Annotated in this window: 13 protein-coding genes and 1 tRNA gene; 9 read left to right on the top strand and 5 right to left on the bottom strand. The window is 43.2% G+C overall.

From position 1 onward, the window contains the following. Window positions 1–297 precede the first annotated feature (297 nt). From CUN85_RS03860 to CUN85_RS03870, 3 genes are all read left to right on the top strand, one after another. Complete coding sequence (locus CUN85_RS03860) at window positions 298–1947, top strand: NADH-ubiquinone oxidoreductase-F iron-sulfur binding region domain-containing protein (RefSeq protein WP_135389016.1); 1650 nt, start codon at window positions 298–300, stop codon at window positions 1945–1947. Window positions 1948–1963: 16 nt separating this feature from the next. Continuing rightward, window positions 1964–4687, top strand: coding sequence for a formate dehydrogenase subunit alpha (gene fdhF, locus CUN85_RS03865; protein ID WP_205804345.1), 2724 nt, complete (start codon window positions 1964–1966; stop codon window positions 4685–4687). 390 nt (window positions 4688–5077) lie between these two features. After that, complete coding sequence (locus CUN85_RS03870; RefSeq protein WP_135389017.1) at window positions 5078–5287, top strand: hypothetical protein; 210 nt, start codon at window positions 5078–5080, stop codon at window positions 5285–5287. A 652-nt stretch (window positions 5288–5939) separates the two neighbouring features. On the opposite strand, the gene CUN85_RS03875 is transcribed toward CUN85_RS03870, so the two are convergent. Both CUN85_RS03875 and CUN85_RS13480 read right to left on the bottom strand, forming a co-directional pair. Next, entirely contained in the window at window positions 5940–8411 is a 2472-nt protein-coding gene (locus CUN85_RS03875) for a nitric oxide reductase activation protein NorD (RefSeq protein WP_235856178.1), read from the bottom strand. Between the two features lie 9 nt (window positions 8412–8420). After that, a complete protein-coding gene (locus tag CUN85_RS13480) occupies window positions 8421–8555 on the bottom strand; it encodes a hypothetical protein (protein WP_268921578.1) in 135 nt (44 codons plus the stop codon). Window positions 8556–9037: 482 nt separating this feature from the next. On the opposite strand from CUN85_RS13480, the gene CUN85_RS03880 reads away from it, so the two are divergent. From CUN85_RS03880 to CUN85_RS13635, 3 genes are all read left to right on the top strand, one after another. Beyond that, entirely contained in the window at window positions 9038–9295 is a 258-nt protein-coding gene (locus CUN85_RS03880; RefSeq protein ID WP_135389018.1) for a hypothetical protein, read from the top strand. Between the two features lie 753 nt (window positions 9296–10048). After that, window positions 10049–10510, top strand: coding sequence for a cache domain-containing protein (locus CUN85_RS03885; protein ID WP_167848779.1), 462 nt, complete (start codon window positions 10049–10051; stop codon window positions 10508–10510). Window positions 10511–10552: 42 nt separating this feature from the next. Continuing rightward, window positions 10553–10693, top strand: a complete 141-nt coding sequence (locus tag CUN85_RS13635) for a hypothetical protein (protein ID WP_135389132.1) — start codon at window positions 10553–10555, stop codon at window positions 10691–10693. 229 nt (window positions 10694–10922) lie between these two features. On the opposite strand, the gene CUN85_RS03895 is transcribed toward CUN85_RS13635, so the two are convergent. The 3 genes from CUN85_RS03895 to CUN85_RS03905 all read right to left on the bottom strand — a co-directional run bounded on the left by CUN85_RS03895 (window position 10923) and on the right by CUN85_RS03905 (window position 12867). Continuing rightward, window positions 10923–11324, bottom strand: a complete 402-nt coding sequence (locus tag CUN85_RS03895) for a tyrosine-type recombinase/integrase (protein ID WP_135389020.1) — start codon at window positions 11322–11324, stop codon at window positions 10923–10925. A gap of 149 nt (window positions 11325–11473) precedes the next feature. Continuing rightward, window positions 11474–11548: transfer RNA gene (locus CUN85_RS03900), tRNA-Glu, on the bottom strand. An 80-nt stretch (window positions 11549–11628) separates the two neighbouring features. After that, entirely contained in the window at window positions 11629–12867 is a 1239-nt protein-coding gene (locus CUN85_RS03905; protein WP_135389021.1) for a proteasome-activating nucleotidase, read from the bottom strand. 570 nt (window positions 12868–13437) lie between these two features. Here CUN85_RS03905 and CUN85_RS03910 point away from each other — a divergent pair. From CUN85_RS03910 to CUN85_RS03920, 3 genes are read left to right on the top strand one after another with little or no spacing between them, the layout of a single operon-like run. Continuing rightward, a complete protein-coding gene (locus CUN85_RS03910) occupies window positions 13438–14229 on the top strand; it encodes a hypothetical protein (RefSeq protein ID WP_135389022.1) in 792 nt (263 codons plus the stop codon). Between the two features lie 25 nt (window positions 14230–14254). Further along, window positions 14255–14491 carry a TIGR00304 family membrane protein gene (locus CUN85_RS03915; RefSeq protein ID WP_135389023.1) on the top strand — a complete coding sequence of 79 codons (237 nt, stop codon included), beginning with the start codon at window positions 14255–14257 and terminating at the stop codon, window positions 14489–14491. Then, complete coding sequence (locus tag CUN85_RS03920) at window positions 14491–14748, top strand: TIGR00304 family membrane protein (protein ID WP_167848780.1); 258 nt, start codon at window positions 14491–14493, stop codon at window positions 14746–14748. Before CUN85_RS03915 ends, CUN85_RS03920 begins: the two co-directional genes overlap by 1 nt. The last annotated feature ends 13 nt before the right edge of the window (window positions 14749–14761 follow it).

Raw genomic sequence — 14761 nt, forward strand, 5'->3', positions numbered from 1 at the left:
GGTGATGAGCCGTACAGTAGTGATATTATAGCTTGAATGATGTTTTTAACACTGCAATGAACTATTTCATGATCAGATATAGAACCTGCGGACATAAAGGAACTAAATATTTTTTCGACTTTTCTTGAAAGAAGGCTTTTACAATAAATATAATAGCAATTAATATAATTATGTAATTGTAAAACAGAATTCAGGATGGATCTGATTCCCGAATAGCAGGGTTTGATAAGCATCCAAAAAAAATGCCATAATCAGAACTCAGAATCCAATCTAATATTGCAGGAACCCAAATATCCGATGTCAGAAAATTTAAGTTATTTATCCGGTCGTAAAGGCTTACATGAAAACCTGTTTGAGATATCATACCAACTGGTGCAAGCAAACGGCACACCTGATACGCAGCAAATGCAACAGATCGCTAAAGAATATCTGATAGGTGATGCCAATATCTATAGTACATACTCATTTTATGATCTTCTACGACCTGAAAACAAAAATAAAAAAGCATATGTATGCAACGGGAGTTCTTGCTTATGTGCCGGTACACAGTCGATGCTAAAAACTGAATTGAAAAAATATCTAAAAGAAGAAGAGATCGGTGAGATGACCTGCCTGGGCAGATGCCATGAGAATTCTGCATTCCATTACAATGGGCATAACTATTCGGGCAGGGATGTTGATGATATTGCTTCAGTAATTAAGTCAAAAACTGTTCCACAGGAGGTATATGCAACTAAGGCATCGGGAACATCTGTCCTGATGCAAACCGCATTGACCGCTGAATCATTTGCCACATATTTACAACACTTATTTACATTAAGACCTGGCCAGGTTCTGAATGAGATAAAAAAAGCACATTTAAGAGGTCGTGGCGGAGCCGGCTTCCCGATGGGGTTTAAACTGGAGTCTACTAAAAAAGCAAAAGGTAAACATAAATTCATTGTCTGCAATGCCGATGAAGGTGATCCCGGGGCCTACTCTGATCGGTATTTACTAGAAGAGCAACCACTTAGAGTTTTATTGGGCATGTTGATAGCAGGTTACGTAAGTTGCGCTGATACAGGTGTGATCTATATCAGAGCCGAGTATCCTGAATCACAAATGATCATCAAGCAAAGCATCAGGGAACTGGGAGATCAGAACTTACTGGGGGACAATATCCTCAACTCTGGCTTCTCGTTTGGACTAAAATTGATCAAAGCACAAGGCGCCTATATATGCGGTGAAGAAACGGCATTGCTTTCATCCATCGAGGGACAACGCCCTGAAGTACGTATTCGTCCACCTTTCCCGTCACAACAGGGTTTATTCAATATGCCTGCGATTGTGAATAGCGTTGAAACCCTTGCTAATGTCCCATTTATTCTTAAGCACGGTGGCGATGCTTTTAAGCGAATCGGCACTTCACATTCTAAAGGTACCAAACTGGTTTCTTTGGATAGTTCCTTCAATAAGCCTGGCATTTATGAGATTGAAATGGGCACCTCACTTAAAACCGTAATTGAACAATCAGGTAGTGGTTTCAGGAAAGATGTAAAAGCTTTGCACATTGGGGGGCCATTGGGAGGCCTGGTCCCCGTATCAAATATCGATTCCTTACATATCTCTTTTGAATCCTTTGCTGAAAATGGCTTTTTACTGGGGCATGCATCTATTGTGGGTATTCCCGAAAGCTTCCCGATGATCGAATACATAAAGCACTTATTTCAATTCACAGCACATGAAAGCTGTGGAAAATGTTTCCCCTGCAGATTAGGCTCTACACGCGGATCTGAGTTACTGCAAAAAGCAACCGAAAGCGATTACAAAATTGATCGGCAATTATTCAGCGACTTACTGGACACTATGCAACAAGGATCTCTTTGCGCCCTTGGAAGCGGGCTACCTCTACCTGTTCAAAATGTGCTGCAGTATTTTGACAGGGAATTGGAAGATTATTTTGAATAAACCTTTTTCGATGCATATGAAAAAAGCAGCATATATCAATGATCGGCCATACGCCATTGTGGAAGGCGAAACGATATTACAATTTGTGAAACGTTCAAGTGGCGATAAAGTCATCCCAACATTATGCGATGCTCCCCATTTGAAACCCTTTGGCGCATGCAGAGTGTGCAGTGTGGATGTTGCACTAGAACAGGGCGGGCCAGCTAAAGTAGTTGCCTCATGTCATACACCGGTTGCGGAAGGAATGCACATCTACCCTTCATCGGAACGTATTTTAAAATTGCGTAAAAACATTATTGAATTAGTGCTTACCGACCACCCGCTGGATTGCCTGACCTGTGAAGTGAACAACAATTGCGAGCTGCAGGAAATAGCTGCACGTGTAGGCGTGAGGGATATAAGATATCCGGCCGGTAAAGTTCATCTGAACAGGGACAGAGACCTGAGCCATCCTTACATGACCTCGGATATGTCTAAATGCATCAATTGTTCACGTTGCGTAAGAGTCTGTGACGAAGTCCAGGGACAGTTTGTTTTAAGCATGGCCGGCAGAGGGTTTGAAAGCAGGGTAATAAAAGGTATGGATACGTCCTTTATGGAATCCTCCTGCGTAAGTTGCGGAGCCTGTGCACAGGCATGTCCTACTTCCGCAATATCGGATATATACGAATCAAAATCCATTGTTGCGGACAAAAAGATCCGGACAGTTTGCACCTATTGCGGTGCAGGATGTAATTTAGAGGTGTCTGTTAAAGACGGAAAACTAAGATCTATACAAGCCCCCTGGGACAGCAAGGTCAATCCCGGTCATCTCTGTTTAAAAGGACGATATGCATTCTCATTCTATGATCACCCCGATCGTATCAGAACACCGCTTATAAAAAAGAATGGTGCATTTGTTGAAGTTACCTGGGATGAAGCCGGTGATTTTATAGTTTCTGAAATTGATCGTATCATTAAAGAAAATAGTCCTGATCATATTGCCGGTATTTCGTCATCACGTTGCCCCAACGAAGAAAATTACCTGATGCAAAAGTTCATGCGTGCAGTGATCGGCACTAATAATATTGATAACTGTGCCCGTGTATGCCATGCCCCCACTGCCTTAGGGATGCAACGCACCTTTGGCACCGGTGCCGCCACCAATTCAATTGAAGATATCAAATACACCGATTGCATACTGGTGTTCGGAGCCAATCCCACCGATGCACATCCGGTTACAGGCGCAAAGATCAAGCAGGCCGCTATGAAGGATACGACACTGATCGTGATCGATCCCCGTAGGACCGAACTGGCCCGTTATGCACATTATCACCTGCAGCTGAAACCCGGCACAAATGTGGCTTTGATGAACCTTTTCTTTTATTATATCATCAAAGAGAGTTTAGTGGATGTTTCATTTATAGAACAGCGTACAGAGGGATTTGAAGAATTTAAACAGCACGTTCTTTCGCTGAATATTGATGAGCTGGAAAGCATAACCGGAGTGGATCGCCATCTGGTATGCAATGCGGCAATTGCTTATGCTTCTGCGGAAAATGCAATGTCGTTCCACGGATTGGGAGCAACCGAAAATTCACAAGGAACCTCAACGGTTATGATGATCGCGAACCTGGCAATGATGACTGGAAACATCGGCCGCCCGGGCGTGGGCGTCAATCCATTGCGCGGACAGAACAATGTGCAGGGTGCTGCCGATATGGGTTGTCAGCCAAATCAGGGTGCCGGTTATCTGGATGTGACCGATGACAAGGTACATGCCCTTTATGAGGAGTTTTACGGAGCCAGGTTACCCAGGCACATCGGCTATAAAATACCGGAGATGTATGAAGCTGCGCTTCAGGACAAATTGAAAGCAATGTGGATCATTGGAGAGAATGTGGTGCAAACGGATTCGAATAGCCGGATGGTTGTTAAAGCATTGGACAAACTGGATCTTCTGGTGGTTCAGGAATTGTTCATGACCGAAACCGCTGAGCATGCCACCGTGATCTTACCAGCTGCTTCTTTTTTGGAAAAGGAAGGTACATTCACTAATGGAGAACGTCGTGTGCAACGTGTGAACAAGGTAGTTGAACCTTTACCCGGCACCAAACCCGACGGACAGATAATCACAGAGATCATGCAGCACATGGGGTATCCGCAGCCTGATTACACGGCACATGGAGTATTGAATGAAATTGCACAGATCGTTCCTTTCTTTAAAGGTATTACACGGGAAAATCTGGGTGAGAGCGGATTGCAGTGGCCCGTTAATGATGGCGGTATTGATACTCCGATATTGCACGAGGAGACATTTAAACGAGGCAGAGGAGCATTTTATAATCAGACCTATAAGGAAACATCGGAGCTTCAGGAACACAGTAAAGATTATCCCTTCATTGTTACAACCAACCGTGGACTGGAACATCACAACAGTGGAGCAATGACCCGTCGTACACCCAATGAACAGTTGATCACTGAAGATGTACTTTTGATACACCCGGATGATGCCAAAGAGTATTCTATCAAGAGTGGTGACATGGTCTGTGTAGAGTCACCTCGCGGTAAAACAGATATTAAAGCCCGCATCTCAACTGCGGTTAAAAAAGGAATATTAAGTACCACATTCCACTTTTCGGAGATCATGATCAATAATCTGACCTCTGATGTTTGCGACAGTGATACTCTATGTCCAGAATATAAAGTGATAGCTGCACGTATAAGGAAAAGCAGAGGAAAATGCAAGATTCGTAATTGACCTGACCATAAGAATTAATGAAATGGTCGGCTCTGTCAAAAAAACTATTTCCTATTGATATACATAATCTTTTAATCTCCTTTCCTAAATAATCTGGTGCCAGTATAGGAGTAGTTCAGTATGCACCTGTCTTATAAAGTAGGGACGAATGTAAAAATAAAATTACACTGTAAAGTTTAAGTGGTTTTGAGTTCAATAATCAGCCGGGGTGATCAGATTGGGGAAAAATAAGAAAGATACCAGGTTAAAGGAAAAGATACCAGACAGGACAGAAGAAGGATAGGGTCAGTATTCGGTTCGATCCGGCGAATCCGGCCTCAGAGCACGATCAAATCACAGAAGGGATTAGGAGATCCTGACAAAGATATCTTTGGTGATAAAGAGACTGATTTGTACACTGTCGAATCAGATGACCCAAGACCAAAACGCCTTGATCAAAAAATACCACCAACGAATCTTGAAAGTGAGAGACAAGCGACCACACAGGATTATGAGGATGGGTCATATATTGCTGCGCCGCCGGATGAGCCAAGGCCGGGTCCACTGCATCCGGGTAAACCACGTAAAAACTCGAAAAATGGTGGTAGTAATAAGGAATAGCCCATCTTAAGACCAAGAATAATTGGTGCATATACACGATCAAATCTATGTTGTGGATCCAATTTGAAAATTCCGTTTGAAAACACGGTACAAAGCAATTGCCTGGCAGAGTATGTTCATGCAAAGCATTAGAATAGTTATCGCATCCCGGATCTCTTTTCTGGTGTTCCAGAATCTTGATGCCTATGTTTTGCCGGGGTGAAAAGGAACTATCCGAAACAGGTATTCCTCAAGAGTGCTTCAAGTAATCTGTTAGGTCTGACACTCGACAGCCTGGTATTCGTGGTGCTGGCATCCTATGGGGTTGCTCCACTTGTTCCGCTCATATTCCGCTCATAATAAGACAGATAGTAGCAAAGAATCTGATTGGCCTACTTGACACTCTGTGGTTTGTATGGTATAAAAGATATCTTGAAAAAGGAAAGCTTGCCGATAACTAGTATATGGATGCGGGACTGGACATCTTTTTTGATAAAGAATGAGGAGAGAAGGCTTTTCTATGTAGCAGTGACACGGATAAAAGAAGAAGTTATCGTTTACAGAAAAAAAGGGTTCCTAAAGCAAGTTTTTGCATGAGATTAAGAACCATGTTATTACATCAGAATTAGACTAACCGATTTACCTCCAGCATTACTGTACCAGTATTGAAGGATCATGTAGTGATTCTCTTATACAACATCGGAAGACTCTCTGGAAGCAAACTTGCATCATCTATTATTGTATATCCGGTATCAGAGAAAATATTATCAAGATATTTGCCGGGATTCGAATCCACGGTTATGCAGAAGAAATGTATTCCCCTGGCATTGCCTTCCATTATAGCGATTCTGGTATCCTCTTCAGCAATTCTTCCTTTGTATGCGCTTTCTCCCCGGGATGTATCAAAGGGTTCACCATCTGATAATAATATTATTATCTTTGTTTTTGCATTTACCTTGTCAAGTTTCCTGATCGAATGACGGATGGCGGGTCCGAGCCTTGTGTTGGATACCGGCTCCAACAGGCTGATCCTGCGCTCAACGTTATCTGATAGTTCATCATCGAACTCCTTTATGGCAAAGTACTCAACATCATCCCTTGTCTGGCCGGAAAAGGCATAGATAGCGTATTTGTCACCTATGCTCTCAAGGGCCTGTATCATGATTATAAGCGAGTCTTTTTCCACATCCATTATGCTTTTTCCCTCATAGCCCACCATTTTATGGGTGGAATAACTGACATCTATAAGGAAAAGAGTTGCAACATCCCTTTCATGCTTGTCCCACCTGAGGTAGAGCCTGTCATCAGGATTTATGCCACATTTCTTCTGAATCAAGACATCTACGAAGGCGTCGATATCGATCTCAGTTCCATCTATCTGTTCTTTCATCCTGCGGAACGCCTCCGGCTTCATTCTGCTGAATATACGCTGTATGAGTGCGATCTCGTTCCTGTAGCGCTCGGAAGCATCCTTGTAGTAATCACTGGAAATACCACTAGGCTCGATCTCATTGACGGTACACCAGTCCGCTTTATAGTCATTGAGAAGGGCATCCCACTCTTCATACATGTAACTGCCGAGTATCTTCCAGTTCTTGTCCGCAGCATAGGTGGACTGAAGTTTGACTTTTTCTTCTTGTGTTTTTTCCTTTTCTTCTGTCGGTTCCACTTCACCTTTGGGAATAAAATTCCTGACAGTGTTCTCATATGAACTGGGGGAAAGAGGGCCCTTCTTGCCGTATGCCCCTATATCCACTCCGCGATAATCGATATTCTTCAGCACATCATACTCTTTTTGGCTCAACGGGCCAATCTGATCATCAAGCATGATATATATCCTGAAGGTCGTATCAAGGGAATCAAGGATAGATGATCTTTCATGAAAGATCCTGTCCTTCAGCAGGGTCCTTACCTGATCCAGAAAAACCTTTGTACCTTTGCAGATATTGTAAACAGGTTCATTTCCGGTCGAAATCCACAGAAGTGATTCCATGAATTCCTCGATGTCTCCGGCGGGGGCCGGTCTGGACTGGAGCATCTGGTATCTTATTCTCTCAAGGTCTAAGCGAACTCCCCTGTAGTGTTCCATTATTCTGTACTCGACCCTGGCATCCTCCAGAATGCCAAGTATTGTTCCTGCCAGTGTCTGGTTGGGAAACATAGCTATGATCTCAGCGATACCAACAATGCCCTCGGGTTGCAGCCCTGACAGATAAGTTCTTTTCTTTATGGTTGTGTACCTTCTTCTGATATCTGCCATCAGTCCTGATGCCCTCTCAAGTTCGATCTTATGAGAACTGAACTGTATATGACCAACCTCATGCATTATGCTCAGCTTGTATATCCTGAAGTTATCTTCAAAACCACTGTATTTACAGATACGGGGTGCAAGGTAGATGGTCCTGCCTGCAATCACAGGATTTATGCCATTGAGTTCTTCCTCCATCTGTAACATCCTTCGGGAAAGAATGTTAAAATTAACACCTGTCAATCCAAGAGCATAGTACCTGAGGATGCTTACGATCTGATTGAGTGCTGCAGACCCCTTAAGCCCTTCAATAAATTCCTTTGAGTTTTTGGACCTAAGGGAAAAGTAAGGCCTTCCAAGGGATGGATTCTCTTCAAAGATATCTATGCCATTCAGGGCCCATTCTTCCAGTTCACTTACTTCCAGATCCTTTAAGAGCGGAGCCGAATAGGAAAAATAATCAATTGACAGATCCTTATTCTGGTCAAATATCTTTATGCCGGTACCCGCCCATTTCCTGATTCCTTCAGGTCCTGTGTTCTCTGCTGCATCAGGGAGATTCTCAAAGAAAACTCCTGCAAGCATCCAGTCTTTATCAAGCAACATACGGGCAGTTCTGAGAAGGTCGCCATGATATGTCGAGCTGCTCTTTTCCAGGGCACTAAGCAAATTCTTGTAATAAGCGATTCCAAAAGCACGGCTTTCTTTAGAGATATCTTCGCCAATATGCATCCATTCATCGAATTTTTCCTTTGTGAGAAACTTCATAGCCAGGGGTGCATATTCAAGTTCCACCACGGTACGGAGATTCTCTTTGTCAGGTTTTTGGGACCGGTCTTCTATAACTTCGATCAGCTCTTTCTCAGTGGGATCTGTCTGTTCGATATCTTTTGACAAGATGTCTCTTCACTCCACGATGGTATTTGTTCTCTCACCGATACTCTTTTGCAATTCAGGATCATCTGTGATAGGTCTTCTTAATAGTTCTGCAGGTATCCCTGGCTCTATGATAACTATTGCATCTTCTCCAGCTTCAACCATTTCGTTAAGTAACATATGAATCTGTTCTTGAGATTTTTAAACTGCCGGGAATATCTCTACCGTACCACATCTGAATACAGTATTGCTCTACCTTGATGACATGGACCTCAGCAGGTAGCTCTCAGATTAAAACCCCTATAACAATGAAATTTGTTCTTACTTCTTTATATTAACTGTGCAGGGATACTTCCGGATCCAAGAAGATCACTATACGAAATCAGGGCTCTGAAAAAAACATACCACAAACAGTATCTTTCTACTTTATTTGACTAATTTCATCAGCGTCACCGAGAACATTTCAGTTCAAAAGTAGTAACATGGATTGAACTTTGAAAAAGGTTTAGTCGGAACCCAGATCCACATCCAGTCCTCATACATCGACCTTGACGAACACCTCGATATCATCTTTGAGCTCATGGACTTCTGGGAGCCTCACGCTTCCGGGACCGGATAGACCGCCCAAGAGGTCCACCATCTACCAGATGGCCCGGCATATCCGTTTCCATGAACGCCACGAGCACGACATGGTTACCATGCTCCAGGCAATAGAGCAGGAATCCTCCATGTGCGGGGATTCAAAACTTGTCAAGACCTTAAGGTCCGGCAAGTACGATATGTACAAGCTCGACAATCCCGACCTCACCGCCTGCAACATAAGAACAGAATACCAGCACAGCGTCAAGTCCTACCGCATAACAAGTATGGGTCTACCTTTTGAAGGACGACAATACGTTCAATGAAAGGGAGAATTAGTATATTATTATGACAGAAACTGATGACATTGTTGTTTAGATGGTATTGAGTATATTATGACAATATACATTGACGTAAGGAAATTTGCTTAAGAAGATGCAAAAATAAATCAATCAAAAGGTTATAAAACTAAGATAATAGAAATTCCTGACGGTTTCGATGTTTATAGATCTGTGTTGCCTGCCGACGATATTAATAACGGGGAGAATCGTGGATAAAAGACATTAACCCCCATTATTTCCTTTGCAGGTTTTTTCGCATTCTATGTTTGGTACTGTTTTCAAAGGAAGTATCATTTAGTAATTATGTCATCAAACAACGTTTCTTAATTTAGCTCAAAATCAACAAAACCCCCACCTACCCGGCATTTGCACCGCTTCGCGGCGCCAGTGGCTTTTTTCCACCGTTCCCTTAGGTACACGATTAAGGCGTGTGTGCCATGAATGGAATATTCTACCAATTTAACCTTCTATTTTCACTTCAGAATTTCCACATGAAACGAGTATTTATATTTATGAAACCAGCTCAATAATATAACTAATAATTATATATTTATATCTTAACAGTATATAATGATTATGTCATTATCCATACGTTGTAAATATCTATTCCTTATTGTGACGCTCACCGGAGCGCTGATTCTGGCTTCAGGGTGCCTCTTGGAAAGTGAAGATCCCTCTGCAGACTTGAGTGGCTCCGCGCCAGTTCTCAACTCCTCAGTATCTCCGGAGAAACTCGTAGTGTTCGTTGAGGCAGCTCACGAGTATGCGCAAATTCACGGACAGGAAGCGGCTCTGCGGGAGTTCAATAACCAAAACGGCCAGTTCATTGATGGTGAACTTTATATCTTCGCCTACGATTCTGAGGGTACTACACTGGCTCTTCCCTTCCAGCCCGAGGTCATCGGGACTGACCGGTGGAACACCACGGACATAAACGGCACAGCATATGTCCGGGATATTGTCACCACTGCGCAGTCAGGCGGGGGATTCATCCGATATCTCTATACAGACCCTGCAGATAATTTTACGATTAAACAAAAACTCAGCTATGTGATGATGGTGGATCAGAACTGGGTTATCGGAGCTGGTATCTACTTCCCAGACATACAGCAGAAAATGACAACGTATGAGCTGGCTTCACTTGTACAGAATGCTTCGGAATATGTTGATGCGGATGAAGAGGAGACTGCTCTTGACTAGTTTTCAAAAAGGGACGGGCAGTTTTCGAATGATGTTGCCTACATATACGCTTACGACCACAACGAGACACTTCTTGTAGACCCCTATAGCTCCGATGTCGGGAAGAACTTTATGAACTGGACCGATGTACGCGGGCTACCGGTGGCCCGGATATTTGCGGATACTGCTTCCAGTGGCGGATGATTCATAACATACCCCCTACTCCCTCCCAGCAGGCACACTGGTGCACAACTCTTTTGCAGGACCGCTTCGCGTGCGATACGGTCCGGTCACTTAATCAGGCCATCAACTAAGAATCTCAAAAAGTGTGTGAATGCTGTAACTTACCATATTTACACATCAACCATTAAACAAAAGGCTGATCTACGCAGTAATTCAGCCTGTCACTTTTTCCAACGCGGCGCATTCCAGCCTAACCGTCAACCGTCACAACTGCCCCGTACTGGTCAAAAACAACGTTCTTAATCTTCAGGTTCCCTATTTCACTTGACCTTGCACCCGTATCATAAAAAAGCGCGACAATTGCCTTATCTCTTGGGTGATCTGCCGCAAGTATCATCTCCTTGATATCGGCTTCAGTTAGCAATTCTTCAGGTAGCTTAAAGTTCTTCTTATTAACACTGGGCTTGATCCATTTAGTAAACTCCGGGTCCTCATTAGTGTCATAAATCCATCTGTAGAACTTCTTAATGCATACCTTGTAATCATACTTCGTATAATCGCTAAAGTCTCTCTTCTCGATCTCACCAATTAGAGCGTAGATGTCATCTTTTGTCGCATCCTCAAAATCAACATCCATCCACCGGGCAAGCATATTAAGCTAATGAAGATATTTTAGAGATATTCTCTAAGGTGCTGTAGGCTCTTGTCATGATTGTAGAACATAAACTACACTTCGCCATAATTAATAAAAAATATTTCTAAGTAAAGTGAAAATGTTATAGAAGTAAACTAAAAATTGAATGCTCCGATGGGGATTCGAACCCCAGTCGCAGGAGTGAGAGTCCTACATGATTGGCCGTGCTACACTATCGGAGCAATTTGTTTTGGCTTAACAGCATCTTGAAAGTCATTTAATACATATTAATCTTTCGTTTCAAAAAAAAAGGTATATTTGCTTATGCAAACATACCATGTGGTATATTCATTTCTTCCTCTGTGACTACCTTTTCATAGGCTTCCATGAGGTCTTTCATCATTATTTTGTCGCCGCGTCGTCTAAGTACGAACATGCCGGCTTCCTTGGTGATGACCTTGAGGTCGGCACCACTCAGGCCGTCTGTTATCCTGGCAAGTTTCTCAAAGCTCACATCTGAATCGATGTTCATGCTACGAGTGTGTATCTTCAGGATCTCCATGCGTCCCTTCTCATCAGGCAATGGAATCTCGATCACACGGTCAAAGCGTCCCGGACGAAGCAATGCCGGATCAAGCAGGTCTATCCTGTTGGTAGCAGCGATGATCTTGACATCCCTTGTTGCGTCAAAGCCGTCCATCTCCGCAAGTAACTGGAGCATCGTCCTGTTAACTTCCGCGGAACCTGTGGTACCGTCATGGGTACGCATGCCTCCCACGGCATCGATCTCGTCGATAAACAGGATAGTAGGGGCCTTGTCTCTGGCCATCTGGAACACATCCTTCACAAGGCGCGCACCTTCTCCCACGAACTTCTGTATCAGGTCTGACCCTGACATACGTATGAAAGTTGCCTGGGCGCGGGATGCGACCGCCTTTGCGATAAGTGTCTTCCCGGTACCAGGGGCGCCGTAAAGCAACACTCCTGTTGGTGGTTCAATACCAATGTTTTCAAAAAGTTCAGGCTCGGTAAGTGGTAGCTCCACGGATTCGATGACTTCCTTGAGGACATTGTCGAGTCCTCCTATCATGTCATAATCTATTCCCGGTGAGTTGATAAGTTCCATGACCTGCGCACGAACATCCGCTGCTCTGCTGATAATGGATATGATAGAAAATGCAGCATTGATACAGACGCGCATTCCCGGCTGTATCTCTCCCTGGAGATTTACAGGGATCTTTGTGACAACCTCCTGGTTATTGCCATGCTGTCTTATGACTACCATATCGTTTTCCACTTCCATTACACTGGCAATGAAAAGCGGTGGTCTTGTCAGCTGTTCGATCTGTTTTTTGAGCTTATTGGTCTCTTCCAGATAACTGTTGGCCAACATACTTGCTTCAAGTAACTTCGCCCGCATGTTCTCATTATTCACCTTAAGGATCTCTATTTCCTGAAGTAGTGAATCAACATCCTTTTTTTCAGAATCTTCAGAATCGATGTGGCTTCCCATTTTGGGGTTTTCAGTGTCAACCGGCGACTCAGCACTACTGTTTGACATAGAGGCATACTATGGGTATCATGTCATATAAATTAACTGCAGCATTTCAGAGTTATTCTGTTTATCTCCCATACTGTTTTTTTAGTAGTGACCGCATCTTTCTTACTTTCACAAAAAACACCTGTTTTCCTTGTATTGAAGCTCTGTATAGATAATAGACTGTTTTTAAAGCCTTATCTGGATATCGTGGGCTTTAATGCTGTGTTCAATCCTCCTGCTAAAAAATTAATGCCCAAATTCGTACAAAAAAGAAAGATATATCTATTATGAATTGCAGTTAATAAATTGATGGAATGATTGTATAGCTGTCTTAATCTCTTAAAATTATGAAAAAAGGGATTTTAGGCCTTTATTCCCTTTAAAAACAAATGCATACTAATATCAAAGGGAATATTTATATATTATTAATTCCATTGAAGTAATTGCAGGTCACACGGAAACATTGTGTTCCGGAAGTGATCACACATCAACGGATCAAAATTAAACGAGCAGCCATTATCTGAGGGGATAAATGGTTTGTGAATCCACAAAATCTGAGGGGATGAATGGATCCGCAAAAGAGGCAAAAGGATGAAGGTTCGGCTTGAGATCATCGATGAAGATGGTGCAGAAAGCACGAGTGTAGAGTTTGGCGGTAAACACTGGAAACGGTGTATACTTGCATTTATAGACTCTCTTGAGGACGAGAACCGTATAGATGCCGAACCTTCGTCCATTAACTCATCTACTATTACTAATCCTGTTCCAGACAATACACAGCAAACTGTGATGCCACATTCACAACCTTTTCACCAGTCACGGGAACAAATGACTATGCAACAGCCAGTTCCGCCACAGTACTATCAGCAGTTGCAACAACAACCAGTTTTCCAACCTAATAACTATTATATACCCCCTACAGCAGCACCCTACTATTTTTACGGTCAGCCGGCTCAGCCAAACTCCTCTATCACCCAGCCACCACCCCACAACCAACAGGCTCAACCGGCTGTATCTGAAGTAGTGGCTGCCAGAGAGCAAGAAGCACGCAGGCCATCGGCCCGTGCGCGTACAACTACTTTGAGGGAAAGGATCAATGACTCATCACTTACGATAAATGAAAGACTTGAACTCTTCCTCAAATACGAGTATCCAAGGGTCTGGTTCTCTTCACAGGATGTCCAGCAGCAATACGAGAGAATATACGGACCGATAAAACAGAGCACAGTATCCACCTACCTCTCGAGGATGTTTCAAAAACGCCTATTGGAGCGCCGTGGGAACAGGACTCAGCGCGAATACAGGTATATTGCCGACGAAGTGGAACCATCCTACCAGGATTCACGAGTAAGTGCTCCGCCCCAATTCCATCATCATATTTAGATCTTAAAAAATCCTCTTCTAAACCATGAGCCATTCTCAAAGAGCTATTCAGATAGGGATCTTAGTTCTATTCATGGGTTTTATCCTTGTTTTCTCAGGTATGCTTTTCTCAACAGGAGGGAGTAATGGAGAGTTCGGAGGTGTTCTGCTTATAGGCCCGATACCAATAGTTTTTGGATCTTCACCTGAGATCACATCCACCATGCTATGGGCCGGTGTGGTCATAGCACTTGTCTACCTATTCACAAAGAGGGTGTCATAATGTCCGCATTACTTGTTTCTGCAGGCTTGCTCATGATAATGCTGGGATTCCTGCTTATATTCTTCGGCAGTATTAGTTTGATGTTCGAGAACAAAGTTGAGGGCGCAGACAAAACTCCAAAGACCGATGTGAAAGGCGGAGGGATTGTCATGATAGGCCCCCTGCCCATCGCTATTGGTTCTGATAATAAAAGTGTGCAAACTCTACTGGTACTGGCAATAGTACTGATGGGTTTATATTTGATCGTCTTGAGGTGAGTTTTGTGGTTAA

Source organism: Methanolobus halotolerans (assembly GCF_004745425.1).
In the GTDB taxonomy this organism is placed as follows: domain Archaea; phylum Halobacteriota; class Methanosarcinia; order Methanosarcinales; family Methanosarcinaceae; genus Methanolobus; species Methanolobus halotolerans.